Origin of the sequence: Lentzea sp. HUAS TT2, assembly GCF_051853195.1 — a bacterium.
Lineage (GTDB): Bacteria > Actinomycetota > Actinomycetes > Mycobacteriales > Pseudonocardiaceae > Lentzea.
The window spans coordinates 9,694,151-9,718,841 of sequence record NZ_CP196667.1; the positions used below are offsets into that span (position 1 = coordinate 9,694,151).

The 24,691-nt window shown below is 69.8% G+C and carries 25 protein-coding genes; 8 read left to right on the forward strand and 17 right to left on the reverse strand.

The window, feature by feature from the left end:
• Positions 1-2 precede the first annotated feature (2 nt).
• The 4 genes from ACSHWB_RS45890 to ACSHWB_RS45905 all read right to left on the reverse strand — a co-directional run bounded on the left by ACSHWB_RS45890 (position 3) and on the right by ACSHWB_RS45905 (position 4,227).
• On the reverse strand, positions 3-899 hold the full coding sequence (locus ACSHWB_RS45890) for a carbohydrate ABC transporter permease (protein ID WP_439659625.1): 897 nt from the start codon (positions 897-899) through the stop codon (positions 3-5).
• Positions 896-2,167, reverse strand: coding sequence for a sugar ABC transporter substrate-binding protein (locus ACSHWB_RS45895; RefSeq protein ID WP_439659626.1), 1,272 nt, complete (start codon positions 2,165-2,167; stop codon positions 896-898). The genes ACSHWB_RS45890 and ACSHWB_RS45895 overlap by 4 nt, the downstream gene beginning before the upstream one ends.
• 33 nt (positions 2,168-2,200) lie before the next feature.
• Entirely contained in the window at positions 2,201-3,220 is a 1,020-nt protein-coding gene (locus tag ACSHWB_RS45900) for a LacI family DNA-binding transcriptional regulator (RefSeq protein ID WP_439659627.1), read from the reverse strand.
• Positions 3,221-3,456: 236 nt separating this feature from the next.
• Positions 3,457-4,227: an SDR family NAD(P)-dependent oxidoreductase gene (locus tag ACSHWB_RS45905; protein ID WP_439659628.1), complete on the reverse strand. Its 771-nt coding sequence runs from the start codon at positions 4,225-4,227 to the stop codon at positions 3,457-3,459.
• 86 nt (positions 4,228-4,313) lie between these two features.
• Between ACSHWB_RS45905 and ACSHWB_RS45910 the strand changes: the two genes are divergently transcribed.
• The gene (locus tag ACSHWB_RS45910; RefSeq protein ID WP_439659629.1) at positions 4,314-5,150 is read left to right on the forward strand and encodes a helix-turn-helix transcriptional regulator; all 837 of its coding nucleotides are present in this window, start codon (positions 4,314-4,316) and stop codon (positions 5,148-5,150) included.
• Here the strand turns inward: ACSHWB_RS45910 and ACSHWB_RS45915 are convergent.
• From ACSHWB_RS45915 to ACSHWB_RS45965, 11 genes are all read right to left on the reverse strand, one after another.
• Complete coding sequence (locus tag ACSHWB_RS45915; protein WP_439659630.1) at positions 5,147-6,430, reverse strand: hypothetical protein; 1,284 nt, start codon at positions 6,428-6,430, stop codon at positions 5,147-5,149. The two genes, ACSHWB_RS45910 and ACSHWB_RS45915, sit on opposite strands and share 4 nt — an antisense overlap.
• On the reverse strand, positions 6,427-7,539 hold the full coding sequence (locus ACSHWB_RS45920) for a trypsin-like serine peptidase (protein WP_439659631.1): 1,113 nt from the start codon (positions 7,537-7,539) through the stop codon (positions 6,427-6,429). Before ACSHWB_RS45920 ends, ACSHWB_RS45915 begins: the two co-directional genes overlap by 4 nt.
• A gap of 169 nt (positions 7,540-7,708) precedes the next feature.
• Entirely contained in the window at positions 7,709-8,467 is a 759-nt protein-coding gene (locus tag ACSHWB_RS45925; protein WP_439659632.1) for a DeoR/GlpR family DNA-binding transcription regulator, read from the reverse strand.
• Positions 8,468-8,519: 52 nt separating this feature from the next.
• Positions 8,520-9,449 carry a carbohydrate kinase family protein gene (locus ACSHWB_RS45930; RefSeq protein ID WP_439659633.1) on the reverse strand — a complete coding sequence of 310 codons (930 nt, stop codon included), beginning with the start codon at positions 9,447-9,449 and terminating at the stop codon, positions 8,520-8,522.
• Complete coding sequence (locus tag ACSHWB_RS45935) at positions 9,449-10,735, reverse strand: alpha-glucosidase/alpha-galactosidase (RefSeq protein ID WP_439659634.1); 1,287 nt, start codon at positions 10,733-10,735, stop codon at positions 9,449-9,451. The genes ACSHWB_RS45930 and ACSHWB_RS45935 overlap by 1 nt, the downstream gene beginning before the upstream one ends.
• Positions 10,736-10,738: 3 nt before the next feature.
• The gene (locus tag ACSHWB_RS45940; RefSeq protein ID WP_439659635.1) at positions 10,739-11,560 is read right to left on the reverse strand and encodes a class II fructose-bisphosphate aldolase; all 822 of its coding nucleotides are present in this window, start codon (positions 11,558-11,560) and stop codon (positions 10,739-10,741) included.
• Positions 11,561-11,563: 3 nt separating this feature from the next.
• Complete coding sequence (locus ACSHWB_RS45945; protein WP_439659636.1) at positions 11,564-12,451, reverse strand: 1-phosphofructokinase family hexose kinase; 888 nt, start codon at positions 12,449-12,451, stop codon at positions 11,564-11,566.
• Complete coding sequence (locus tag ACSHWB_RS45950) at positions 12,448-13,359, reverse strand: SIS domain-containing protein (protein ID WP_439659637.1); 912 nt, start codon at positions 13,357-13,359, stop codon at positions 12,448-12,450. Before ACSHWB_RS45950 ends, ACSHWB_RS45945 begins: the two co-directional genes overlap by 4 nt.
• 23 nt (positions 13,360-13,382) lie before the next feature.
• Positions 13,383-14,189 (reverse strand): carbohydrate ABC transporter permease, encoded by an 807-nt coding sequence (locus ACSHWB_RS45955; protein ID WP_439659638.1) that lies wholly within the window; start codon positions 14,187-14,189, stop codon positions 13,383-13,385.
• Positions 14,186-15,076 carry a carbohydrate ABC transporter permease gene (locus tag ACSHWB_RS45960; protein WP_439659639.1) on the reverse strand — a complete coding sequence of 297 codons (891 nt, stop codon included), beginning with the start codon at positions 15,074-15,076 and terminating at the stop codon, positions 14,186-14,188. Before ACSHWB_RS45960 ends, ACSHWB_RS45955 begins: the two co-directional genes overlap by 4 nt.
• A complete protein-coding gene (locus ACSHWB_RS45965; RefSeq protein ID WP_439659640.1) occupies positions 15,073-16,341 on the reverse strand; it encodes an ABC transporter substrate-binding protein in 1,269 nt (422 codons plus the stop codon). The genes ACSHWB_RS45960 and ACSHWB_RS45965 overlap by 4 nt, the downstream gene beginning before the upstream one ends.
• Before the next feature lie 175 nt (positions 16,342-16,516).
• Between ACSHWB_RS45965 and ACSHWB_RS45970 the strand changes: the two genes are divergently transcribed.
• Positions 16,517-17,365, forward strand: a complete 849-nt coding sequence (locus tag ACSHWB_RS45970; protein ID WP_439659641.1) for an endo alpha-1,4 polygalactosaminidase — start codon at positions 16,517-16,519, stop codon at positions 17,363-17,365.
• 132 nt (positions 17,366-17,497) lie between these two features.
• On the forward strand, positions 17,498-17,827 hold the full coding sequence (locus ACSHWB_RS45975) for a hypothetical protein (RefSeq protein ID WP_439659642.1): 330 nt from the start codon (positions 17,498-17,500) through the stop codon (positions 17,825-17,827).
• 10 nt (positions 17,828-17,837) lie between these two features.
• On the opposite strand, the gene ACSHWB_RS45980 is transcribed toward ACSHWB_RS45975, so the two are convergent.
• Entirely contained in the window at positions 17,838-19,076 is a 1,239-nt protein-coding gene (locus tag ACSHWB_RS45980; RefSeq protein WP_439659643.1) for an extracellular catalytic domain type 2 short-chain-length polyhydroxyalkanoate depolymerase, read from the reverse strand.
• Positions 19,077-19,211: 135 nt separating this feature from the next.
• On the opposite strand from ACSHWB_RS45980, the gene ACSHWB_RS45985 reads away from it, so the two are divergent.
• From ACSHWB_RS45985 to ACSHWB_RS46000, 4 genes are all read left to right on the forward strand, one after another.
• The gene (locus tag ACSHWB_RS45985; RefSeq protein WP_439659644.1) at positions 19,212-20,042 is read left to right on the forward strand and encodes a PhzF family phenazine biosynthesis protein; all 831 of its coding nucleotides are present in this window, start codon (positions 19,212-19,214) and stop codon (positions 20,040-20,042) included.
• Positions 20,043-20,123: 81 nt separating this feature from the next.
• Entirely contained in the window at positions 20,124-21,584 is a 1,461-nt protein-coding gene (locus ACSHWB_RS45990) for a PP2C family protein-serine/threonine phosphatase (RefSeq protein WP_439659645.1), read from the forward strand.
• A complete protein-coding gene (locus tag ACSHWB_RS45995; protein WP_439659646.1) occupies positions 21,581-22,594 on the forward strand; it encodes a cobalamin B12-binding domain-containing protein in 1,014 nt (337 codons plus the stop codon). Before ACSHWB_RS45990 ends, ACSHWB_RS45995 begins: the two co-directional genes overlap by 4 nt.
• Positions 22,595-22,714: 120 nt before the next feature.
• Entirely contained in the window at positions 22,715-23,485 is a 771-nt protein-coding gene (locus ACSHWB_RS46000; protein ID WP_439659647.1) for an MHYT domain-containing protein, read from the forward strand.
• Between the two features lie 3 nt (positions 23,486-23,488).
• Here the strand turns inward: ACSHWB_RS46000 and ACSHWB_RS46005 are convergent, their stop codons facing one another.
• Positions 23,489-23,746 carry a Smr/MutS family protein gene (locus tag ACSHWB_RS46005; RefSeq protein ID WP_439659648.1) on the reverse strand — a complete coding sequence of 86 codons (258 nt, stop codon included), beginning with the start codon at positions 23,744-23,746 and terminating at the stop codon, positions 23,489-23,491.
• A gap of 38 nt (positions 23,747-23,784) precedes the next feature.
• On the opposite strand from ACSHWB_RS46005, the gene ACSHWB_RS46010 reads away from it, so the two are divergent.
• Positions 23,785-24,690 (forward strand): AraC family transcriptional regulator, encoded by a 906-nt coding sequence (locus ACSHWB_RS46010; protein ID WP_439659649.1) that lies wholly within the window; start codon positions 23,785-23,787, stop codon positions 24,688-24,690.
• Position 24,691: the final 1 nt, after the last annotated feature.

Below are 24,691 nucleotides of genomic sequence, written 5' to 3' on the forward strand. Positions count from 1 at the left end.
GGTCAGCTCCTCTCGCGCAGCAGGCGGAACTGCACGGCGGTGACGACCGCGATCACGACGAAGATCAGGTAGCTCATCGCGGAGGCGTAGCCGTAGTTGCCGAAGCCGAACTGCCGGTAGGTGTACATCGACGCCGAGATGGTCGAGTTGAGCGGACCGCCGTTGGTCATGACGTACGGCTCCTCGAAGAACTGCAGGTAACCGATCGCCGTCGTCACCGAGACGAACAGGATGGTCGGGCGCAGCAACGGCAGGGTGATGTGCCGGAACCGCCGCACCGCACCGGCGCCGTCGATCGACGCGGCCTCGTGCAGCGACGCCGGCACCGCCTGCAGCCCGGCCAGGAAGATGATCATCGCGGTGCCGAAGTTGCGCCACGCGGCCATCAGGATCAGCGCGGGCATCGACCAGTCGGGGTCGCCGAGCCAGTTCGGGCCGTCGATCCCGACCCAGCCCAGCACGGTGTTGATGAGCCCGAACTCGTCCTGCAGCAGGAACCTCCACACCACCGCGACCGCGACGATCGACGTGATCACCGGCGTGTAGAAGCCCAGCCGGAAGAACGCGCGGAACCGCGAGATCCCCTTGTCCAGCACCACCGCCGCCAGTAGCGCGATGGCCAGCGTGAGCGGCACGCCGACCAGCACGAAGTACGCGGTGTTCGCCGCCGCCGTGCGGAACAGCGGGTCGGTGAACGCCTGCACGTAGTTGTCCAGCCCGACGAACTCCACCGCGAACGGCGTGCGCAGGTCGCGGTTGCGCGTGTCGGTGAAGCTCATGAACAGCGACTGGATGACCGGCCATGCGGTGAACACGAGGAACAGCAGGCAGAACGGCAGGATCAGTCCCCACGCCGCCCGCTCGACCCCGTGGCGGCGGGCCGGGGCCGGCGAGCTCACCGCCCGGTGCCGATGGAGTCGGCCGCGGACTGCGCCGCCTTCAGCGCACCGGCCGGGTCGGCGCCGGAACGGGCCACCTTCTCGACCTCGGTGTCGAGCGCGGTGATCGCCTGCTCCCACGTGGCGAAGGTCGGCGGCGACTGCGCGGTGTCGAGCTGCTTGCCGAACGTCGAGAGCTTGGTGTCGGCGGTGAGGGCGGGGTCCTGCCACGCGCTCTTCACCGACGGCAGGTCGGTCGACTGCTGGTACCACTTCACCTGCGTCTGCGGGCTCGCCAGCCAGTTCACGAACTTCCAGGCGGAGTCGCGGTTCTTGGTCTCCTTGAAGACCACGAAGTTCGAGCCGCCGACGAAGCTCGACGAGGTCTTCTTCACCGGCATCGGCATGACCTCGTACTTGTCCTTGAAGCCGTCACCGCCGAGCTTCTCGACCGCGGACATCATCCAGGGACCGGAGATGAACATCGGCACGCGCCCGCTCACGAAGTCGGGCTCGGTCGTCGGCTGCGCCGGGGCTCCCTTGTCCGCGATGCCCTCGCTGAAGAACGAGCCGTAGTACTCCAGCGTCTCCTTCATCTCCGGGCTGTCGAAGTTGTACGCGCCACCGTTGTCCTTGGTGAGCGCCGCGCCGTTCGACCACGCGAAGGGCAGCAGCGACTGCCACGAACCGGTGCCACCCGCCTGCAGCCCGATGCCGAACTTGGCACCCGCCTTGGCCTGCATGGCCTTCGCCATCTCCTTCAGGCCCGCCCAGTCCTTCGGCGGTGTCTCGTACCCGGCCGTCTTGGCGAGGTCCTTGCGGTAGTAGAGCAGCCGCGTCTCGACGTACCAGGGGATGCCGAACGACGTCCCACCCACCTCGGTCGTGCGTTGCGCGCCTTCGAAGAACGAGCCCTTGTCGATCGAGGACGGGGTCGGGTCGAGCGCGTCCATGCCCGCGAACTCACCCATCCACGTCGAGCCCACCATGGCCGCGTCGGGTGCCTGGCCCGCCGTGATCGCCGAGGTGAACTTGTTGTGGGCGGCGTCCCACGGGATGGCGGTCACCTGGACGTCGACGCCGGGGTTCGCGTCCTCGAACTCCTTGGCGAGCGCGGGGAGCTTCTCCCCCTCCGCGCCCATGGCCCACACGGTGATGGTGCCCGTGGCCGGTCCCTCGGCGATGCCGGCGCTGCTCTGCCCACCGGTCTGGTCGTCACCACGCCCGCAGGCGGTCAGCACCAGCACGAGGGCCGACACCCCCGCGAGCGCTTTGGTCGTGTTGCGCATGGACTCCTCCTTGAGTCTGAAGTGGACGGTGGTTCAGCAGCCGCACGACGAACGCACGACGAGCCTCGTCGGCAGCAGTTGCACCTGCGTCCGCGGCACTTCTCCTCCGACGAGCTCGTGCAGGCGGTCGGCGGCCAGCGCGCCGAGCTCGTGCACGGGCTGACGCACGGTGGTCAGCCCGGGCCGCACGTACCGCGCGGCCATCACGTCGTCCCAGCCGACGACGGCGACGTCACCGGGCACGTCCCTGCCCGCGTCCTGCAGCGTCGTCATGACCGACAACGCGAGCTCGTCGTTGGCGCACATCAGGGCGTCCGCCTCGTACGCACCGGCCAGCAGCTGACGCGCGAAGGCGGTGCCATCGCTCTCGCACAACGCCATCCGGACGGGCTCGGCGACGTCGAGTCCCCGGTCCCGGTGCGCGGCGGCGTACCCCGCGTACCGGTGGCGGATGTCGGGCCCGCTGTCCGGGTCGCCGACGAAGAGCATCCGCCGCCTCCCGTGGTCCAGCACGTGCCCGGCGAGCTCCCGCGCGCTCTCCTCGTTCTCCGCGGCGACCGCCTCGGCACCGTCCTCCGGCTCGCCCGCGATGACGACCACCGGTTTCTTGGTGCGCAGCAACCGGACCATCTCGCCCGAGATCGCCGCGGAGCCGAACACCGCGATGGCGTCGACCCTCGTGGCCAGCTGCCGCACCGCCGCCGCCAGGTCGGTGCGGTTGTCGGTGAGCACGAGGACGACGGACTGGGCGAGCTCGGCGGCGCGGGCTTCGAAGCCCATCAGCAGCTCGGCGTAGTAGGGACCGGACAGCTCCGGCAGCACGAGCCCGTGCGCCTCGTGGTGGCGGACGGCCAGGCTCCGCGCCGCCCCGAGCGGCACGTACCCGAGCTCCTCGACGGCGGCGAGCACCTTCTGCCTGGTCGTCTCGGCCACGACCGTCACGCCCTGGAGCACCCGCGAGACCGTCGCGATGGACACGCCGGCGAGGTCGGCGACCGAGTAGATCGTCGCCCCCTCGGCCTGTCCCTTGGGTGTGACCTGCTGCTTTCGCACTGCGCTGCCGCCCTGTCGTTGCCCGGCTGGATCATGTAAGCGCTTACATTTAACGTGCACTCAATGTAAGCGCTTACATACGTCCGTTTCGGCAAATATAGGCACGGCTGCGGGCACAGCACAAGGCCGGTCGGTGGGTACACCGGCTGGCCGAGCACCTGAACACGCAGGTCAGACCCGCTTCTCAAGTTCTTCCGACAGTCACGTCCGACGCGCCTGCCGGTCACTCCGCGTGACTACGCGCCCGCGCCTCCGTCGACCGGCACGATCGCCCCGTTCACCATCGACGCACGGTCGCTGAGCAGCCACGCAGCCACCTCGGCGACCTCGCGGGGCTCGGCCATCCGCCCGACCGGGCTCATCGCGTTGATCCGCTCGATGACGCCGGGGGTCGCCGCCTCCCACTGGTCGATCATGGCCGTCGCCGTGCCACCAGGGGTGATGCCGTTGACCCTGATGCCCTCCCGCGCCCACGTCACGGCGGCGCTCTCGGTGAGGCTGTTGAGCGCGCGCTTCATGGCGCCGTATGCAGGGAGAACGGGGTTGGCGCGGCGGCTGCCGATGCTCGACGTGTTCACGATCGCGCCTCCCCCGTTCCGCCGCATGAGGGCCGCCTCCGCGGTCATGGCGGTCCAGTGGGCGCGGAAGTTCACCTCGAACTGTTCGTCGATCTCGTCCTCGCTGGTCGTGTCGAGCGGGCCGGGCTGCTGGACGACCGCGGCGTTGTTGAAGGCGCCGTCGAGCCGGCCGTGCAGCTCCTCGACCTGGCTGATCGCGGCACGGATGCCCGCCCGGTCGGCGAGGTCGAGGGTGATCGCGTCGGCGGTGCCACCCTCGGCGCGGATCTCCTTGACGACGCGGTCCAGGGCGTCGGTGCTGCGGGCGGCGAGGACCACGGAGGCGCCCTCCTCGGCGAAGAGCCTCGCCGCGGCCTCCCCGATGCCTCGGCTGGCGCCGGTGATCAGCACTACCTTGCCGGCGAGCAGGCCGGTGTGGGTGTTCGTCATGGACTCCAGAGTCGAGCGCGTTCGGCGTCGCAGGGAGGCACAGGCTGTACCAGGCTGGGCGGCCACCCGCCGCGCATACTCGGAGTATGGACAAGCAGCAGCTCGGGGCGTTCCTGCGCAGCCGGCGTGAGCGACTCAAGCCGGAGGACGTCGGCCTGAGCGCGGGCCCGCGGCGGCGGACGGCGGGGCTGCGACGCGAGGAGGTCGCGGTCCTCGCGCACATCTCCACCGAGTACTACATCCGTCTCGAACAGGGCCGGGCGCCACGACCGTCGGCCGAGGTGCTCGCCGGCATCAGCGGGGCGTTGCGGCTCACCGGCGCCGAGTCCGACCACCTGCACGTGCTCGCGGGCACCGCGCCCAGCCGCAACGGACGACACCGGCGCGACGTGCGGCCCAGCATCCTCGCGCTGCTCGAACGGCTGCCGCGGACAGCGGGGTTCGTCACCTCGGCGACGTTCGAAGTGCTGGCGTGCAACGATCTCGCGGCCGCGTTGATGGAGGACTTCCGCGAGCTCGCCCCGCAGGAACGCAACCTCGCCCGCCGCGCGTTCCTGGACCCGCGCCCGGAGCTGTACGGGGTCTCGGACGCCACCGAGTTCCGGCACCACGTCGTCATGCAGCTGCGCAGCACGCTCGCGCGCTACCCGGCCGATCCCGCGGTGGCCGGGCTGGTCGACGAACTGCGCGAGGGCAGCGCCGAGTTCGCCCGGCTCTGGGAACGGCACGACGTGCAGGCCGCAGCGATGCTCACCAAGACGTTCCGGCACCCGGTGGTCGGCGAGATCACCGTCGACTGCGACTCGCTCGCACTCACCGACAGCGACCAGCACCTCGTGCTGTACAGCGCGCCGCCGGGGTCTCGCGACGCCGAGGCGTTGGCGCTGCTGGACGTTCTGGGTGCGCAGACGTTCACGTCCTAGCGGCACCCGAAGCGGACCCGCAGCGCGTCGATGGCAGCGTCGGGGGCCGCCAGCAGTTCCAGCGTGGTCGCGATGTTGTTGCCACCCTGCTCGCACACCACGACGTCGGCCGACCTGGTCAGCCAGACCGTCCCCGAGGCGGCGTGGGTGAGGCAGGCGATCCGGAACGGACCTGTCCGCGGCCCGATCAGTTCCCAGACCGACGCGGGCGTCAGTGCCGCCGGGCTCGTCTCGCCGAGGATCATGCGCAGCGTGACGACCGGGACCGGGCCTCTTCGCAGACTGACGGCGAACGCGCTGACGCTGAACCGGGCCTCCGTTGCCGACCAGCGGTAGTCGGTCACGGGCATGCCCATCGTCTCCACCGTGCTGAGCACCCGCAGGAAGGTGCTCTCCTCGTTCCCCCGCAACGGGTGATCGGTGGGGTCGGGCCTCGCGGGCAACGGCGGTGCCGCGGCTGAAGAGGCGGGGACTCCGTTCAGCGCGGCCACGAGCGGCAGCGCGGCTCTCGCCCTGGCCACGGTGGCCCTGACCGCCTCGTCCAGGTCGGTGAGCAGCAGCGGGTGGGCCGTGATCACGCTCGTGGCGACCAGGTCGCACCCGCCGCCCGCCGGGACGAGGCGGAGCAACGCGCAGGATTCCTCCGGGACGGCGGCCAGTTCGGCGAGTGCCGCCGGCGTGGCCCGGTCCAGCCGAACCCCGTGCCCCACAACGGCGACCACCTCGACGACGAGGCTCTCGGAGGTGGGCGCCACGCGTATGTGCACGGGGAAACCCGAGACGCCCCAACGGTAGGAGTCGCCGGCCAGAACCGGGGGCGCCAGGCCCATCCCGGTCCGCGCAGCCTCGAAGTACCTGCCGAGCTGGGCGTGCACCTCCGCGGGCGTGGACGGCGCCGGCCGGCCCAGCGGCGGACGCGACGCCCACCGGTGGTGGTAGGCGTGCCAGACCTGCGTGACGGCCGCGTGGATGCGACGAGCCTCGCCGACATCGGTCATCAGGAGCAGGTAGAACGCCTTGTGGTCGCTCACCCTGCGGATCTCGACGACGCCCATCCGCGAGCCGATGAGCGTGGCCGTGCGCCACAGGGGCGTGAACAGGATGCCCAGCGAGAACGCGAGCTCCTCCTCGTCGTCGCCGCAGTCGACCACGATCTCGGTGGTCGTGACGCGCAGCCTGCCGTCGAGCTGGGGGCCTGTGGGGAAACCGAGTCCCCACTGGCCGTACAACGCCACCGCGCAGGACGCCACCACGGTGTCCGGATGTCCAGTCCAGGTCACGAGAAGTTGATGCCCGCCGAGCGCAGCAACGGGTCGCCGGCCAGCTTCCAGAGGGCGACGGCGAGGTTGCCCTTGAGGTAGCGGCCGCCGAAGTGCAGGCCCAGCACCTGGGACGTCTCGAGGTCCACGACGCACGAACCCGAGTTGCCGCCCAGCGTCGAGCAGTCGTGGGTCAGCAGCGGCTGTGCGTTGTCGACCTCGCGGATCGCGCCGGGCTGCAGGCGTTTGACGTCGTAGATGTTCGAGAAGATCCGCCGCATCTCGGCGGGGTCGTTGCGGCGGGAGTCGGAGGCCGGATAGCCGACCACGTAGACCTTCCTGCCGTTCTGGACCACCGGCCGACGGGCGATGCTCAACGGCTGGGGTGCCGCGGCGGCCGTCTCGCAGCGCAGCAACGCCAGGTCCACCTTGTCGTGGACGCCGATGATGCCGGTGATGGTGAACTCCTGCGGTGCACCGGGAGACAGTTCTTCGTTGTAGTCGACCTGTGCCTTCATTCCAGGCCAGAAGGTCCAGCTCGCGCCGTCGGCCTTCGCGAACTCGTTGGCCACGTGGCGGTTCGTCATGATGACGTTCTCCGCCGCGAGCCATCCCGTCCCGATCCAGTCGAACATCGGGTGCCCGGTGACCTCGATCCGCCCGACGCTCTTCATGACCGACTCGATCACGGGCCGGCGCGTCTCCAGGTCGGCGCCCCACGGTTCCGGGGCGGCGAAGAAGTGGCCGTCCTGCACCAGGATCGCCGGGCGGGCCATGAGCAGGACGATGGCTTCGAGGCCGTCCAGCTCGTCCTGGGTCAGCTCCTCCGCCGGGACGTCCTGCCGCAGCCGGGCGACCGCGGTGCGGCTGGCGTCCACGTAGGACTCGAGCCGTCTTCGCGCGGCTTCTTCCAGCGGTGGCAACGAGTTCGGGATGGCGCCGACCTCCGGTGCGGTGCCGTACTCAGCACGTCCGGGCGCGACTTTGCGGACGACCGCCGCGTTGTCGGTGGCGAGCTCCGCCTCGATCTGGCCCAGGTCCTCCACGTGCCGCATCACCTCCGCGACGACGTCGGCGCGGGAGGTGTCCCCGAGCAGACCCTTGATCTCGGAGTTCGCGGGAGCGGCCATGACTGGCCTCCAATCGGACGGCGGAGCTGCAAGCGTCCAGCGTCCGCTCCCGCCTCCCCCAATTCTTTAGCCCGAACAGGTGGAGTCCATTTGCCCACAACAACTACAACGACAGGACGTGCGCGGGCGATCACGGTGCAGCCAACATTCCACGCCGGCGCCGCAACAGCTACGCGACGACGACCTCGACACCCGCCGCCCGCAACCGGTCCAGCTCGTCTGCGGGCGCGGAGGAGTCGGTGATCAGCACGTGCACGTCGGCGATGCTCGCGATGCGGGAGAACGCGCGCTTGCCGACCTTCGAGCCGTCGGCGAGCACCACCACCCGGTCGGCGGTGCGCAGCAGGCAGTTGTCGGTCTGCGCCTCGACCTCGTCGTGGGTGGCGATGCCGGTGCGGGCGTCGATGCCGTCGACGCCGAGGAAGACCAGGTCGAGGCTGATGCCGGCGAGGGCGCGGTCGGCGAGCGGGCCCACCAGCTCGTAGCTCTCGGGGCGCACACCGCCGCCGGTCACCACCAGGTCGATCAGGGGGCGCGGGCACAGGTCCGACGCGATGTTGAGCGCGTTCGTCACGACCTTCAGGGGCCTAGTGACCGCGAGCAGGCGCGCGAGCTCGGTGGTCGTGGTGCCGCCGTTGAAGCCGACGGAGTGGACGGACTCGGTGACGAACCGCGCGGCCGCCTCGGCGATCTGGCGCTTCTCCTCGCGGCGGCCCACCCGGTAGCGCAGCGGCAGTTCGTAGATGACCTCGACCGCGACCGCGCCGCCGTGGGTGCGTTTGAGCAGCTTCTGCTCCTCCAGCGACTGGAGGTCTCGGCGGATCGACGCGACGGACGTGCCCAGCTCCTCCGCGAGCCCGACGACGCTCACCGAGCCCACCTCCGCGAGCTTGCCCAGGATCGCAGCCAGGCGCTGCTCTTGACGCATCCGATCACTATAACGCACGAATGGTGCTCGGTTTGGGACTTTTGAACGGTAATCACGCAGTTTGCATGCTCGTTATCTCCACGTTCCGTGCAAGCGCCGCAGCCTCGGCCGAGGTGGGCTGCGTGGCGACTCCCCCGGCCCCGCGCGTGGACAGGGCACCGGCGGCGACGCCCAGTGCCAGGGCGGTGCGGAGATCCCGCTCGTGCAGCCATCCCGCGAGGAAGCCGGCGTCGAACGAGTCACCGGCGCCGACCGTGTCCACCGGTTCGACGGCAGGCAGCCTCGCGCTGATCCGCTCCTGCCCCTGCAGCGCGACACAACCGTCGCCGCCGGCTTTGACGACCGGCACGGGTCCGGCGGCCGCGAGCACCGGCAACGGGTCCGCGGCACCGGTCAGCGCCACCGCCTCGGCCTGGTTGGGCAGCACGAAGGTGCACTGCCCCAACAGGTCCGGGTGCAGTGCCCAAGCACCCGAAGGGTCGTCGTTCGTGTCGAGCGAGGTGGTGGCACCACTGCGACGGGCGGCCCGGAACACCTCGGGCAGACCGGCCGCGAGGCGCGGTTGCAGGAAGTACGACGCCGCGTGCACGTGCCGGGCTGCGACCTCGGGGACGTCGTCGGGCCCGAACGCCGCCAGACATCCCGGTGCGGTCAGGATCGCCCGGTCCCCGCCGGCTTGGTTGAGGCAGACGGTCAACGCCGTCGGCAGGTCCGGGTGCCGCACGCACGCGCTGATGTCGACGCCTGCGGACTTCAGCTCGTCCAGTACGAAGTCACCCGCCGCGTCCCGGCCGACCATCGCCGCGAGGCCGACAGCCAGTCCCAGCCGCGCGGCGCCGTGCGCGACGATGGCCGCCGACCCTCCCAGCGCGAGAACCCCTTGCTCCACCAGGGTTTCCGCTTGGCCGTACGCGGGAGTGCCCGGCGCGCCGAAGACCAGTACGTCCGGGTTCGCGTCACCCACCACCAGCAGATCCAGCATCAGGCGCCTCGCAGGGCAGCGGGCAGCAGGTCTCCGTGCGCGGCCGTCATCGCGGCGACGAGGTCGCCGATCTGGTCGACGGTGAGAGCCGCGGCGGTCGCCGGGTCGCACAACGCGGCATGCCGGACGTGGTCCGGATCGCCTTCGACGGCCGCGGCCACGGTCAGCTCGACCACGTTGAGGAAGTTCCTGTTCACCGCGGCCAGCTGGCGCGGCAGGTCGCCCACGTGGTGCGGGTGCACGCCGAGCCGGTCGAGGGTGGCGGGCACCTCCACGGCGGCGCCCTGCGGCAGGTTGGCGATCAGGCCGTGGTTCGCGACGTTGACCTGGATCGTGCGCCGCTGGCCGGTGACCAGGCTGTGGATCACCTGCGGCGCGTACTCGACCGCGTCGTCGGCCAGCGGCGGCAACGACTCCCCCGCGGTCAGCGCGTCCCGCGTCTTCTCATACGTGGCAACGTTCTCGGCGCTGATGGTCGCGTACTCGCGGACCGGGATGCGCAGTCGCTCCACTTCGGACTCGTGCCGCAGGTACCACGGCACGTACTCGGAGGAGTGCTCGCTCGTCTCCGTCGGGTAGAAGCCGAGCCTGCGGTACAGGTCGACGCGCACCCGGCGGGCCAGTTCCGGATCCGCCTCGACGGCGGCGTCGAGAGCCGGGTAGAGGTCGCGGCCCCGGTGCTGCCAGCGCAGGATCCACGCCTGGTGGTTCACGCCCGCGGACAGGAAGTCGACCTCCTCGTGCGGAACGCCGACCAGCGCGCTCAGGTCGTGGATCGTCCAGTGCACCGAGTGACAGAGGCCGACCGCCTTCAGCCGCGGGGCGACCGTCGCGAGGTACTGGATGTTCATCGCCATCGGGTTGGTGTAGTTCAGCAACCACGCGTCGGGGCACACCGCGAGCATGTCGGCGGCGAGCCCGTCCAGGAACGGGAAGGTGCGCAGCCCGCGGAAGATCCCGCCGATGCCGAGCGTGTCGCCGATGGTCTGCCGCAGGCCGAACGACTCCGGCACGTCGAAGTCCCGCAACGTCGCCGCGTGGCCGCCGATCGCGACCATGTTGACCACGACGTCCGCACCGTCCAACGCCTCACGGCGCGACAACGAGGTGCGGATGTGCGCGGCGCCGGCCAGCCGGGCGAGTGCAGCCGCGACCTCCAGCCGTTCGGAGTCGATGTCGTGCAACGAGATCGTGCAACCGGCGAGCTCCGGGAACGACAGGACGTCGCGGAGGAGCTGGCGGGTGAACTCGACGGAACCCGCGCCCACGAACGCGATGGTGAACATTGATCAGCCTTCCAGTACCCGGATGAGCCGAGCGACCTCGGCGGACATGGCCTCACGTCCGGCGCCGAGGTAGCGCCGGGGGTCGACGAGCGTCGGGTGGTCGTCGAGCACGGTCCGCACGCTCGCGGTGAAGTGCTTGTTGAGCTGCGTGGCGATGTTGATCTTCCACATCCCGGACCGCACGGCGGACGCGAGGCTCTCGTCGGCGACACCGGACGACCCGTGCAGCACCAACGGCACCGGCACTGCCCTGTGCAGCAACGCGATCAGCTCGAAGTCGAGCTCGGCGTCGCGGGTCAGCATGGCGTGCGACGACCCGACCGCGACGGCGAGGAAGTCCACCCCGGTCGCCGCCACGTACGCGGCGGCGTCGTCCGGGTCGGTGCGCACACCCGGTGCGTGCACCCCGTCCTTGCCGCCGATCTCACCGAGTTCCGCCTCGACGCCGGCACCGGCCTCGTGGCACTCGCGCACGACCGCCGCGGTGCGGGCGACGTTCTCCTCGTGCGGGCACGCGGAGGCGTCGAACATCACCGACCCGAACCCGATCCGCACGGCCTCGCGCACGAGGTCCTCGGAGGTGGCGTGGTCGAGGTGTACGGCGATCGGGGTGGACGCGGAGGCGGCGACGGACAGCGCGGCGGCACCGATCGGGCGCAGGGAACCGTGGTAGCGCACGGCGTTCTCGCTGATCTGCAGCACCACGGGGGCGCCTGTCTCCTGTGCCGCGGCGGCGATCGCCTCGGCGTGCTCGACCTGGATGACGTTGAACGCGGGCACCGGTGAGTGCCCGCCGATCATGTCGCGGAGCTGGACCAATGGCATGTTCTAGTCCTCGTGAACTTCCCTGGGCGTGATCTCCGCCCGGTGCTGGTCGTAGAAGGCGCGGTCGAAATCTCCGGCGAGCGGGGCACGCACCGCGGCGGCCGACAACGCGACGGCCTCGGCGAGGCGCTCCGGCCACGGCAGGTGCCAGGCGGCGACCAGCGCGGCGACGGCGGCGTCCCCGGCGCCGGTCGGGTTGCCGGTGACCACCTCGGGCGGGGCCGCCGTCCACACGCCGTCAGAGGTGTAGGCGGTCATTCCTCGTGCGCCATCGGAGACGAGTGCCGCGGCCGCGCCGAGAGCGAGTGGATCGTCCATTTCGGACGCTGCCGCGAGCTCGCCGCGGTTGGGGGTGATGACGGCGGGTCCGGCGGATGCCCCCGCGGCGAGCGCAGGCCCGCCTGCGTCCAGCACCACCGGCACGGACGTCCCGCGCACGAGCGCCGCGTAGGCGTCGACCGGCAGTCCCGCGGGCAGTGAGCCGGACAGCACCACGACGTCCGCCTCCGCGGCGAGATCCCGGTAGTGGCCGAGGAACCCCGCCCACTCCTCGGGTGTGACGTGCGGGCCCGGCTCGGCGAAGAGCGTCGCCTGCCCGGAGCCGTCCACTGCGGTGACCGTGCGACGGGTCTCCCCCGTGATCGGGAACAGGGCCTCCGGCACACCGGAGCGGTTCAGGTCGTCGCGCAACGCCGCCCCGGCAGAACCACCGGCCAGTCCCGTCGCGACCACGGGCACGCCGAGCGCACACAGCACGCGTGCCACGTTGACGCCCTTTCCACCGGCGCGGACGGCGACCTCGGTGACCCGGTGGGTGGCACCCGGCCGCAGGGCGTCGACGCGGTAGGTGACGTCGAGTGCCGCGTTGAGGGTGACGGTCAACGCCCTCATGGCGTGCCGTCGAGGATCACCGAGCGGGTGAGGTTGCGCGGCGAGTCCGGGTCGAGCCCGCGCAGCAGCGCCACCTCCACGGCGAGGCGGTGCACCGCGACGAGCTCGGCGAGCGGGTCCCGTTCGCGCGCGACCCAGCGGCCGCCGACCCCGGCGACGTCGAGGTCGAGGCCCTCCGGTGCCGTGCCGAACACCCAGACCAGCGAGCCCTCGTCGGTGATGGCGATCGGCCCGTGGCGGTACTCGGCGGCCGGGTAGGACTCGGCCCAGCTCAGCGACGCCTCGCGCATCTTCAGCGCGGCCTCGGCGGCCAGTCCGGTGGTCCAGGGCGCGCCGCCCAGGAACGTGAACTGGTTGCGCTCCACCAGGTCCGCGGTCATCGGGTCGGCCAGCGCCTGCTCGGCGTCGAGCACCGCGCGCTCCAGGTGTTCGCCGAGGTGGGCGCGCAGCAGCACGAGCGCGGTCGTCGCGAACCGCGTCTGGACGACCGAGCGTTCGTCGGCGAACTCCAGCGCGACGACCTGGTCCGCCAGTTCGGTGACCGGGGTGCCGGGGGCTCCGACGATGGCCGTCGTGGGCACCTGAAGCCGCCGCAGCACGTCGATCACCTCGGTCGTGGTGCCGGACCGGGACAGCGCGACGACGCGGTCATAGTTGCGGCTGAACGGGAACTCCGAGGCGGCGAACGCGTCGGTCTCGCCCAGTCCCGCGTCCTCCCGCAGCCGGGCGTAGGCCTGGGCCATGAAGAACGACGTGCCGCAGCCGACCACCGCGACGCGTTCACCGGGGGCGGGCAGGGCGGCGACGACGGCGGGGTCGGTGGCGAGTGCGATCGCCCGGCGCCAGCAGGAGGGTTGCGACGCGATCTCCGCGGTGGTGTGCAGCTGCTCGGCGGACCTGGTGTGCATGGCGGATTCCTTTGGTTGATCAGTCACTTGATGCCCGCTGCGGCCACCGACCGCACGAAGAACCGCTGGGCGAAGAAGAAGACGAGCAGGACGGGCAGCTGGCTCAGCACCGTGCCGGCCATGAGCTTGGGCCAGTTGGTGGTGTGCGCGCCCTGGAAGCTCTGCAGTCCCAGTTGGACGGTCATGACCTCGGGGCTCTGCACCGCGATCAGCGGCCACAGGAAGTCGTTCCAGGTCTGCAGGAACGTGAGCACGGCGAGGGTCGCGAGGGTGGGCCGCATCAGCGGCAGCAGCACCTGCAGCAACGTCCGCAGCCTGCTCGCGCCGTCGATGCGCGCGGCCTCCTCCAGTTCCCTGGGCAGGGTCGTGAAGAACTGCCGCATCAGGAACACCCCGAACGCGGTGGCGAGGTTCGGCGCGATCAGCGCGCCGAGCGTGTCGATCAGTCCCAGCGACCGCATCATGATCAGCAGCGGCAGCATGACGATCTGGAACGGCACCATCAGCGTCGCGAGCATGAGCACGAACGCGACCCTGTTGCCGAAGAACGGGATGCGCGCGAACGCGTAGCCCGCCAGCGAGCAGAGCAGCAGGTTGCCGGCCACGCAGACGACGGACACCACGAAGCTGTTGACCAGCCACGATCCCAGCGGCGCGTCCCGCATCGCGGCGAGGTAGTTCTCCCACTCGATCCCGCTCGGCAGGCCGGGCGGGAAGCGCCGCGACTCCGCCTGCGTCGACACGGACACCAGCAGCATCCACACCAGCGGCGTCACCATGACGAGGGAGAGCGGGAACAGGATCAGGTGCAGCGCGCTGGGCCTTCTCATCGAACCTCGTAGTGCGACGTGCGGCGGTTGAACCGCAGCTGGGCCAGGGTGAACACGCCGATGATCAGGAACACCGCGCAGCCGATCGCCGCGGCGTACCCGCCGTCGAAGCTCACGAACGCCTCGTTGTACAGGTGGTAGACGAGCACGGTGGTCGCGCGCAGCGGGCCGCCCTTGGTCGTCACGTAGACCGCGTCGAAGAGCTGCAGGCCGTTGATCGTGAGCCACACCAGCAGGAAACCGGAGGCGGGTGCGACCAGCGGCAGTTCGACGTGCCAGAACGACCTGGTCCGCCCGCAGCCGTCCAAAGAGGACGCCTCGAGCAGGTCCTTCGGCACGTTCTGCAGTGCCGCCAGGTAGATGATGACCGCGAACCCGAGCCAGCCCCACACCGTCATCGCCACCACGGCGAACAGCGCCTGGCCGGGATCGGAGAAGAACCCCTGCTTCGGCAGTCCCACCGCCTCCAGCGCGGCGTTGACCAGCCCGAACTGCGGGTTCGCCAGCCAGCTGAACATGATGCCGGTCGCGACCGTCGAGGTCACCAGCGGCACGGACACGGCGAGCCGGTAGAACACGACGCCGCGGATCTTCTGGTTGAGCATCACCGCGATCGGCAGCGCGAGAGCGAGCGTGATCGGCACGAACAGCACGACGTAGACGAGCGTGCGGCGGGCCGCGTCCCAGAACAACGGGTCGGCGACGAGCTTGGCGTAGTTGTCGCCGCCGGCGAACGTGCCAGGCGAGGTCAGATCGGTGTGCTGGAAGGACAGCACGATCGACCACACCACCGGGACGAGCCCGAACACCCCGATCAGGATCACCGCGGGTGCGGCGAACCCCCATCCGGCGGCGTGGTCGGCCAGCCGGCGCCTGTCGAGCGTCATGAGCCCGCCAGCTCCTGGTCGACCTCGGTCCGCGCCTGGTCGAGCGCGGCCTGCGGTTCGGCCTGGCCGAGCAGGACCGACTGCACGGCGGTGCCGAGGATCTGCGAGATCTTCGGGTACTGCGGGATGTTCGGCCGGGCCTTCGTCACGTTCTTCGCGAGGTTGTCGACGAACACCTTGGTGCCGGGGTACTTGGCCTCGTAGTCGGCGTAGCCCGGGAGGTCCACTTCGGACTGGCGGATCGGCAGGTGGCCGGTCTCCATCGCGAACTCGAGGTGGATCTCGGCCGAGAGCAGCCACTTCAGGAACGGCAGCGCGTTCTTGCGGCCGTTGTCACCGAAGACGACGAACGTGTCCGGTCCGGCGATCGTGGCGTGGGTGACCTTGCCCGGCAGGATCTGCACGCCGTAGGACACGTCCTCGTTGATGGAGCCGAGGTCCCACGGGCCGGTCCACAGCATGCCGATGCGGCCGGAGTTGAAGAGGTTGAGGTACTGCTGGTCGCCCGCGTCCAGGTAGACCGACTTGTCCGTGACGGCCATGTCGCGCAGCAGCTGCATGGCCTGCCGGCCGGCGTCGGAGGAGAAGGCGGCCTTCTTGTTGTCCGGGGAGAGCAGGTCGCCACCCGCCTGCCAGAGCAGGGCGAGGAAGCGCCAGACCGTGTCCTCGGTGCCGTCGTTGACGTAGGCCCAGCCGAACTTGCCGTCGGAGGTGAGCTTCTGCGCGGCGGACCGGAAGTCGTCCCACGTCCACGACTCGGTCGGGTGCTCGACCCTGGCCTCGTCGAAGAGCTTCTTGTTGTAGACGAGCGAGAGGTTGTCGACGAGCGCGGGGACGCCGTAGATCTTCCCGTCCACCGTCGCGGCCTCCCGCCCGGCGGGGAACAGGTCGTCCCAGCCGAACCCGGCGTCGCGCCGCAGGTCCTCGGTCAGGTCCTGGGTCTGGGGACGGCCGGTGAGCCCGGTGATCGAGGAGCCGTACTGGTAGGAGACCTCTGGCGGGTTGCCGGACGCGAACGACGCCAGCGTCTTCTGCAGCGCGTTGTCGTTGCCGCCGTTGAACACCAGCTCGACCTGCTGTTCGGGGTGCGCGGTGTTCCACTGAGCCGCGAGCTTGTCGAACGCGGCGGCCTCCTTGTCGGTGTAGCCGTGCCACACCTTCACCTTGCCGTTCCCGCCGGAGCCCGTGCCGCAGGCGGCCGTCATGAGGAGCGCGGCACCCATCGTGAGCACCGTGCGGCGACTGAGCCCTCTGCCGTCCGCCATGTCGACTCCCTCGCTTCGTGGATGCGGCTGTGTGGTCGCGAACACTAAGCGCGAATCGCTCAAACAAGCAATACTTATGACCGATTGAGATTGGTTACTGGCCCGTCACGTCCTATCTCGCTACAGTCGCTCACACTCAATCACCACTTATGAGCGATCAAGGAGTTTGGCGCCTATGACCTCCCCTGCACGCGCCCTCACCGGAACCGCGTTGGCCGCAGTCGCGCTGGCTGCCTGCGTGGCCGGACCCCTGACCTCGTCGAGCCAGGCGGAAGGCCTCTCGGCCGCCGCGTTCGAGCTGCCCCCTGCCGGCGCGGTCCTCGACTACCAACTCGGCGCCGCGTACACGCCGCCCCAGGGCGTGAACCTCGTGACCCGCGACAGCACCGCCACGCCCGCGCCCGGCATCTACAACATCTGCTATGTCAACGGTTTCCAGACCCAGCCGGGAGACCGCGACGTCTGGCTGAACCAGCGCAAGCACCTGATCCTCAAGGACTCGTCGGGCAAGCCGATCATCGACCCGAACTGGCCGGACGAGTTCCTGCTCGACACCTCGACCTCGGCCAAGCGCACCGAGCTCGCCGGCATCATCGGCGCGACCATCGACCAGTGCGCGAACAAGGGCTTCAAGGCCGTCGAGGTCGACAACCTCGACTCCTACCTGCGTTCCAAGGGCAAGCTGAGCGTCAGCAACAACCTCGCCTACGCGAAGCTGCTCGCCGACCGCTCGCACAACCGCGGCCTCGCCATCGGTCAGAAGAACTCCGCCGAGCAGGCCGCGCGCGGACGCTCCGAGGTCGGGTTCGACTTCGCGGTCTCCGAGGAATGCCACCGCTGGGAGGAGTGCTCGTCCTACTCCGACGTTTACAAAGAGCATGTGATGGACATCGAGTACACCGATGACCTGCGCGGCACGTTCGAGGACGTGTGCAACGACCCGGACACGCCGGCCACCACCACGTTGCGCGACCGCTACCTCGTCGGGCCTGGTCAGTCCGGTTACGCGTTCGACCACTGCTGACGGGACCGGGGTGGCGGTGCTCGCCGCCACCCCGGGGCTCTCTCGCGCGGCGTCGGGTGTGGATATCAGTGTGGACGACAGTGCCAGTTCAGGTACTTTTCATGCCCTGACAAGCAAATCTGTGGGGCGGGCATGACACTGGCAAGAAAACGCTCTCGGCGGATCGTCGTCGACGGCACGGTCTATCGCTGGCGCGTTCGACACAAGCCGACGTACAGCCAAGGCCTCACCTGGACGCCGCTGAGCTATGCGGTCGAACACTTCGACTCCGCGGGAACCGTCCTGGTCGTGAACACCGGCCGGCCGCACCCGAGCAACTGGATCAACGCACCTACCGCTCCGGTCAGGCCGGCCGACGTCGCCACCAGCATTCGCACGGCCCTCGCCGCCGGCTGGTCACCAAGCTGCCCCGGGAAGCCGTTCGTGGTCGACCAGGCCGCAGAGCGATCCGTCAGTCTCTGATCTCCATCGCTCAGCACTTCACCCAGTAGTTCGGCGACGTCTGCCGGATCGCGCTGGTGGTGAAGGTGTTCCACAGCCCCAGCAGCTGATTCGACCCCAGCGCGTAGGTCTGACCCAGATTGGCGTACGCACGACCGGCAACGGTGTGGGCGTAGTTGCTGGCGGTCACGCACTCCGAAGTAGGCGGAGTCGTCGTGGTGGTCGTGGTTGTGGTCGTCGTCGGCGGAGGCCCACCGTTGCTCAACGCCTTCACCATGTTCACCACGGCCGCCATCTGCGGACCGGCCTTGAGCGCGTACTGCGCCGACTGATAGCCCCACCAGTCCCAGCAGCCGCGCGGGTTCCCGGTCATCGTCGTGGCCTGCGGGTACAGCACGATCATGTTGTTCGTGTCGGCGTACTCGTTGAGATAAGCCTTGTCCATCAACGCGTTGCCGATCAGCCCGAAGTACTGGTAGCAACCGTGCAGCGTCACCATCAGCTTGCAGGGACCGGTCTCGCACGCACGTGGCACGTAGGCGAACCCCTCACGGCCCATGCTGATCGAAGCCGCGTTGCCACCGGGCGCGTAGGTGTTCTGGTCGAACTGGACGAGCTTGCCGGACAACGTCGAGGCAGCCGCGTTCACCGGGCCGAACAGGTGGCCCAGCATCTCCTTCACCGGGTCGGTGGTGCCGCACTTGTTGACGTACGGCGAAGTCGTGGTGCCGCAGGCGTTCGGTCCGATCGGGCTGATCCACGCGTGACCGGCCGCGGTGGCGTTGTTGTAGACCACGCGTGCGCCGAAGTCGCGGTAGTAGGTGGCGAGGTCGTCGTTCACCGCGCGGTCGACCGTGTCGTCGGCGCTGCCGTGGAACAGCCAGACCGGGTCGCCGGAGAGGTTCTGCGGCGGGTCGACGGTTCCCGCGGTGGCACGGGTCCTGGTCAGCTGTTCGAGTTCCGCGGGTGTCTTGCGGGCCTGGAAGGTGTCCATGCAGGCGAGCAGGGCGGTGTTCACGTTGTTCTGGGCGCAGTCGTAGGCGCCGGCGGAGAAGATGCCCGCGCCCTGGAACACGCTGGAGTAGGCGACGTGGAGCTGGTTCGCCATGTAGCCGCCGGAGGACAGGCCGCTGACGTAGGTGCCGGTGATGTTGTACTTGGTCAGGCCGCCGGGTTGTGGTGGCGGGACCGCCGCCAGCGAGATCGACAGGGAAGCCGCGGCCAGGCCGGTGGCCGCGGCCAGTGCCAGGAGCGCGTTGCTCAGTCGCATGTGTTCGCCTCCGTCATTGCAGGCAGGACATGCTTTTGAGGTTAAGAGCCGATAAATGGACGGCACCACGTGTGCGGTCGCCACCTCGTACGGTGGGCAGACGTCGAACCGCACCATTGACAGTAGGTTGGCCGCATGCGGACGTTCAGCCAGGTCGACGTGTTCACCGACGAGTTCATGAAGGGCAACGCGCTCGCGGTCGTGCACGACGCGGAGGGCCTGACCACGGAGCAGATGGCGGCCTTCGCGAACTGGACGAACCTCGCGGAGACCACGTTCCTGCTGCCGCCGACGAACCCCGCCGCCGACTACCGGGTGAGGATCTTCACGGTGAGCCGCGAGCTGCCGTTCGCCGGCCACCCGACGCTCGGGTCGGCCCACGTGTGGCTCACGGCCGGTCACACACCGCAGGACCAGGGCAAAGTCGTGCAGGAGTGCGGCGCCGGGCTGGTGGAGGTGCGCCGGGACGGCGAGCGGCTGGCGTTCGCCGCTCCCCCGCTGCTGCGCGGCGGCCCCGTCGAGGACCACCAGGCGCTGGCCGACGCGCTGGCGATCACTCCGGAGGACATCGCAGGAGCTCAGTGGGCCGACAACGGGCCCGGCTGGGTCGCGGTGCTGCTGCACTCCGCCGAGGCCGTGCTGGCGACCAGGCCGGACTACCAGCGGTTCGGCGAGTTCACGGGGATCGGGGTGGTCGGGCCGCATCGCGAGGGTGGTGACGCCGCGTTCGAGGTGCGGGCGTTCATCAACGAGGGCAGCCGGTTCGAGGAGGACCCGGTGACCGGCAGTCTCAACGCCTCGATCGCGCAGTGGCTGATTCCCGCCGGAATCGCTCAAGAGGAGTACGTGGCGGCCCAGGGGACGGTGCTCGGGCGGCGCGGGCGCGTGCACCTCTCGCAGGTGGACGGCGAGATCTGGGTGGGCGGGAACACCGTGCTCGGCATCACCGGGCAGGTGGCGCTGTGATCGTCCTCTGAGGACCTCATACCCACGCCACGCCGATCTCAAACGTTGTTCTTGATCGGCTTCTGATGCGACACTCGGAGCGTGGTCACGGTATCCAGCTGGCTGCGTTCTCCGTGTCCCGCGCTCGTCGTCGACGCCGTCGGTGCGGTGCACGGCATGAACGATGCGGCCAAGACGCTCTTCCCCGAACAGGCTTTGCCGCCGCAGTGGCAGCACGGCGAGTCCGTGCACGTCGCGGAACGCAGTTATGCAGCTCACAGGGTCGACCACGAGGACGGCTCTGTCACCTGGTGGCTGCTCGACGAGACCGACCTGCTGCTGGAACGGGAACGGGCCGCGCTGCTGGGGCGGATGTCCAACGCCCTGATGACCTCGCTCAACCCCGAGCGGTGCATGACCGTCGTCGCCGAGCTCGCCGCCGAGCACCTCGCGGACGAGGCACTGGTGATCGCTCCCCGCTCGGACCACGGCCATCCCGTCACGCGCTGTCTGCGGGGCCAGGCGCCGACGTATGAACTGCAGCACGTCGACGTCGAGGAGGTCGTGGGCCTCAGCGAGGCGTTGCGCGGCTTCCCGCCCGTGCCGTCGCGCTGGATCGACCCGGCCGCGGCGCCGGACTGGCTGGCGAGCGACGGTGTCTCGATCGTCGTGACGCCGCTGCCCGGTCATGGCGTGCCGGCCGGTGCGCTGATCCTCATCCGGCGGGACAAGCGGTTCTCCGAGGACGAGGAGGCGTTCGCGCGCCTGTTCGCGTCGAGGGCGGGCGTGGCGATCTCGGCGGCCAGCCTGTTCACCCACCAGGCCGTGATCACCGAACGGCTGACGCGCGACCTGCTGCCGCCCGTGCTCCGCCGCTACGAGCACGTCGAACTGGCCGGGCGCTACCGGGCGTCGGGCGACACCGAACACGTCGGCGGCGACTTCTACGACGTGCACCCGCTGCCCGACGACCAGTTGTTCGTCGTGCTCGGCGACGTCTGCGGCAAGGGACTGGACGCGGCGGCGCAGACCGGCAAGGTCCGCACGACCCTGCACGCGCTGCTGCAGGTCGTGACCGACCACGACCAGATGCTGCAGGCCCTCAACCAGGCACTGCTGACGACGGACAGCTCCCGCTTCATCACGACGGTCGTCGGCACCGTGCGGCCGGAGAACGGCAATCTGCACGTGACGCTGACCTCGGGCGGGCACCTGCCACCGTTGATCGTGCGCGCGAACGGCGCGGTCGAGGCGGCCTCGACCAAGGGCACGCTCGTCGGCATCCTGCCGCAGATCGTCACGGCGACCGACGAGGTGCTGCTGGCGCCCGGCGACTCGTGCCTGCTCTACACGGACGGCATCACCGAGGCCAACGGCGGCCCGCTCGGCGACGAGGAGTTCGGCGAGGAACGGCTGCGGCGCGCCCTGACGGCGTGCGGGGGCATGCCGGCCGAGGCGCTCGTCGAGCACGTGCACATGCTTGCGTCGCAATGGGTCGGCAGCGGAGTGCACGACGACATGGCGGTTCTCGCGATCACCGCGCCGCGCAGGAGGTCCTCGTGAGCTCCGTCGACGCGTTGTGGGAAGCGGCGCTGGACGGCGACGAGCACCGCGCGACCGACGTGGTGCTCGCGGCCGCCGAGGACCACGGCCACGAGTTCGTGCTGCTCGACGTGATCGGCGCCGTGCAGCGCCGGGTCGGCCAGGAGTGGGCCGCGAACCAGATCAGCGTGGCTCAGGAGCACGCGATCACCGCGATCAACGACCGCGCGGTCACCGCGTTGTCGCTCAGCAGGCCTCGGCGGAAACCGGTGCACGGCCGCGTGACGGTGGCGTGCGTGGACGGCGAGTGGCACGCGTTGCCCGCGCGACTGCTGGCGGAGGTGCTGGCGTCGCGTGGTTTCGCCGTCGACTACCTGGGCGCGCAGGTGCCGGCACCGCACCTGATCACGCACCTGCACCGCACCGGCCCGGACGTGGTGGCGCTGTCCAGCTCGATCGCCACCAGGCTGCCGGCCGCGCACGCCACGATGACGGCCTGCCAGGCGGCGGGTGTGCCGGTGATGGTGGGCGGGGCGGCGTTCGGCGCGGACGGCAGGCATGCGCGGCGGTTCGGCGCGAACGCGTGGGCCGCCGACGCCCGGTCGGCCGCGGACATGTTGATGTCGCAGACGATGCCCCGGCCGTCGGCGCCGCACCAGCCGATCGACGACCTGCCGCACCTCGCCGACCAGGAGTACACGCTCGTGTCACGCAGTGCGCGTGATCTGGTGCGCTCGGTGTTCAAGGCTATGGAAGAACGCGTGCCCGCCATGAAGTCCTACACCGACGCCCAGCGCCAGCACACGGCGGAGGACTTGGCGCACATCGTCGAATATCTCGCCACCGCTCTGTACGTGGACGATGACGCGTTGTTCCAAACGTTTCTGTCGTGGACCGGCGAGGTGCTCGACGCCCGCGGAGTGCCGTCGCAGGTGCTGAAACCCACCCTGGACCTACTCTCAGTAGAACTTCGGGACTTTCCCAGGGCCCAGCGCATGCTCGCCGCACCTGATCGGTCACTGCGCGTGTGAATCCTTTGTGGACGGACAGCGCACACGCGGTGTGTCTGCCTGATCGCACAACGTTTTCCCTGGTACCAGTGTCCACACCGGCCTTGTGCCAGATAGATTCGAAATGTTTTCATCTCGACCATGGACATGGGGACGCTCACGCCGATCGCTGCCTACGTCGTCGCGGTTCTGGGCTCGGTGCTCGGTCTCCTGTCTTCTGAGCGAGCGCGAAACGCGAACCGGACGACGCGGAACTGGTGGATCGCCGTGGCCGCCGTGTCGATCGGCGGGCTCGGCATCTGGGGCATGCACTTCACCGCGATGCTCGGCACCTGGATGGGTGCGAACGTCTCCTACGACATCCCGATCACGTTGCTGAGCATGGTCGTCGCCATCGTGGTGGTGGCCGCAGGCCTGTTCCTGGTGCGGCGCTACGGGGTGAACGGCGACACGCGCTTCTGGCCGCTCGCCGCCGGCGGGCTCGTCACCGGGCTCGGCGTCGCCGCGATGCACTACACCGGCATGGCCGCGATCGTGATCAACGCCCACGTCTCCTACAACATCGGCCTCGTGCTGGTCTCCGTCGTGATCGCCGTGGTCGCCTCGACCGTCGCGCTGTGGTTCACCCGGAAGGTCAGCGGCTTCGCGGCCGTCATCGGTGCCGCGCTGGTGATGGGCGTTGCCGTCACGGGCATGCACTACACCGGCATGTACGCGATGAGCATGGCGCACGACCACAGCGCGTCGATCGTCGTCGGCAACTCCCAGGAACTCATCACGTCGCTCATCATCGGCGGCGCCGGCGTCAGCGTGATCATCATCTTCCTGCTCGCCCTCACGGCGAACGACGACGAGGGCAGCGAGGAAGCCGAGCTGCTCGCCCGCGTCATGCGGCGGACCAGCGAACGCTGAGCCTCACCTGAGGTGCACGAGCACCATCCCGTCGTTGCCGGGAGCGACCTCCACCCGCCGGTAGAGCCTCTTCACGTGCGGCTGCCTCAACATCGCGAGCACGCGGCTCTTGAGCTTGCCGGAACCCTTGCCCGTGATGATCTCGACCAGCGGCACCTTCTGCCCGGCGGCGCGGAACAGCGCGTTGCGCACGGCCTGCGCGATGTCCTGGTCGCTGCGGAAGATCGGGTGCAGGTCGACGGTCAGCTTGTCCGGGCTCACGCCGATCATTCTGCCCGGCCTCGTATTACCTTGGACGGATGGCACTCGTGCACCCGCCCGGCCTGACCAGGTTCCGGACGCACGACCTGCCCGGCTCGCGCAGGCTCGCCGGGTGGGAGGAGCACAACGCCCGCGCGCTGGTCGGGCTGCGGGTCGAGCCGCGGGCGGGCAGGCCGTTCGACGGCACCGAGGTGAACCTGTCCCTCCCCCGCCTGCACGTCGCACGCGTGAGCGGGTCACCGCACGCCGTCGAGCGGGACGTCCGGCAGATCGCCGAGCACCCGGCCGACGGGCTGGTCGTCTACTTCATGCTGGCCGGGCAGAGCCACGTCCGGCACCGGGGTGGCCACGAGCTCGTCGCGCCAGGCCAGGCGCTCGTGCTGGACGCGGACCAGCCGTTCCGGCGTGAGTTCGGCGAGGGCCTCACCGAGCTCGTGTTGAAGGCACCGCGGTCGCTGCTGCGCGGCACCGTGAAGCCTCAGGTGTTCAACTTCCAGGACGACGCGCACGCGCGAGCGTTGGTGGTGGCACTACAAGGTGCGTTGCGCGGACCGGCCGACTGGGACGGGCTGGAGCACACCGCGACCGACCTGCTCGGCACGCTGCTGGGCGGTGCCCGCACGACCACGGGTGATCTGGCAGCCGCGCACGCCTTCATCGCCGCTCACCTGCACGAACAGGAGCTGTGCGCGCAACGGATCGCCGCCGCGATCGGGTACTCCGACCGGCACCTCTCGCGGTTGTTCGCGAAGTCGGGACAGAGCGTGCCGCAGGCGATCCTGAACGCGCGCCTGGACGCCGCCCGGCGCCTGCTCGTCGAGCCCGTCGCGCTGGCCGAGGTCGCCGCGCGGACCGGGTTCGTGTCGCAGGCGCACTTCTCGCGCACCTACCGGGCGAGGTTCGGGGTGACGCCCCGGCAGGACCGGGCGGCGCTGCGGTCCTGAG

What these genes read in the sequence shown, in the direction of transcription:
- ACSHWB_RS45895 (WP_439659626.1), bottom strand. Translation starts at nt 2,167, where the DNA reads ATGCGCAACACGACCAAAGCGCTCGCGGGGGTGTCGGCCCTCGTGCTG.
- ACSHWB_RS45905 (WP_439659628.1), bottom strand. Translation starts at nt 4,227, where the DNA reads ATGACGAACACCCACACCGGCCTGCTCGCCGGCAAGGTAGTGCTGATC.
- ACSHWB_RS45910 (WP_439659629.1), top strand. Translation starts at nt 4,314, where the DNA reads ATGGACAAGCAGCAGCTCGGGGCGTTCCTGCGCAGCCGGCGTGAGCGA.
- ACSHWB_RS45920 (WP_439659631.1), bottom strand. Translation starts at nt 7,539, where the DNA reads ATGGCCGCTCCCGCGAACTCCGAGATCAAGGGTCTGCTCGGGGACACC.
- ACSHWB_RS45925 (WP_439659632.1), bottom strand. Translation starts at nt 8,467, where the DNA reads ATGCGTCAAGAGCAGCGCCTGGCTGCGATCCTGGGCAAGCTCGCGGAG.
- ACSHWB_RS45930 (WP_439659633.1), bottom strand. Translation starts at nt 9,449, where the DNA reads ATGCTGGATCTGCTGGTGGTGGGTGACGCGAACCCGGACGTACTGGTC.
- ACSHWB_RS45935 (WP_439659634.1), bottom strand. Translation starts at nt 10,735, where the DNA reads ATGTTCACCATCGCGTTCGTGGGCGCGGGTTCCGTCGAGTTCACCCGC.
- ACSHWB_RS45940 (WP_439659635.1), bottom strand. Translation starts at nt 11,560, where the DNA reads ATGCCATTGGTCCAGCTCCGCGACATGATCGGCGGGCACTCACCGGTG.
- ACSHWB_RS45945 (WP_439659636.1), bottom strand. Translation starts at nt 12,451, where the DNA reads ATGAGGGCGTTGACCGTCACCCTCAACGCGGCACTCGACGTCACCTAC.
- ACSHWB_RS45950 (WP_439659637.1), bottom strand. Translation starts at nt 13,359, where the DNA reads ATGCACACCAGGTCCGCCGAGCAGCTGCACACCACCGCGGAGATCGCG.
- ACSHWB_RS45955 (WP_439659638.1), bottom strand. Translation starts at nt 14,189, where the DNA reads ATGAGAAGGCCCAGCGCGCTGCACCTGATCCTGTTCCCGCTCTCCCTC.
- ACSHWB_RS45960 (WP_439659639.1), bottom strand. Translation starts at nt 15,076, where the DNA reads ATGACGCTCGACAGGCGCCGGCTGGCCGACCACGCCGCCGGATGGGGG.
- ACSHWB_RS45965 (WP_439659640.1), bottom strand. Translation starts at nt 16,341, where the DNA reads ATGGCGGACGGCAGAGGGCTCAGTCGCCGCACGGTGCTCACGATGGGT.
- ACSHWB_RS45970 (WP_439659641.1), top strand. Translation starts at nt 16,517, where the DNA reads ATGACCTCCCCTGCACGCGCCCTCACCGGAACCGCGTTGGCCGCAGTC.
- ACSHWB_RS45975 (WP_439659642.1), top strand. Translation starts at nt 17,498, where the DNA reads ATGACACTGGCAAGAAAACGCTCTCGGCGGATCGTCGTCGACGGCACG.
- ACSHWB_RS45980 (WP_439659643.1), bottom strand. Translation starts at nt 19,076, where the DNA reads ATGCGACTGAGCAACGCGCTCCTGGCACTGGCCGCGGCCACCGGCCTG.
- ACSHWB_RS45985 (WP_439659644.1), top strand. Translation starts at nt 19,212, where the DNA reads ATGCGGACGTTCAGCCAGGTCGACGTGTTCACCGACGAGTTCATGAAG.
- ACSHWB_RS46000 (WP_439659647.1), top strand. Translation starts at nt 22,715, where the DNA reads ATGGACATGGGGACGCTCACGCCGATCGCTGCCTACGTCGTCGCGGTT.
- ACSHWB_RS46010 (WP_439659649.1), top strand. Translation starts at nt 23,785, where the DNA reads ATGGCACTCGTGCACCCGCCCGGCCTGACCAGGTTCCGGACGCACGAC.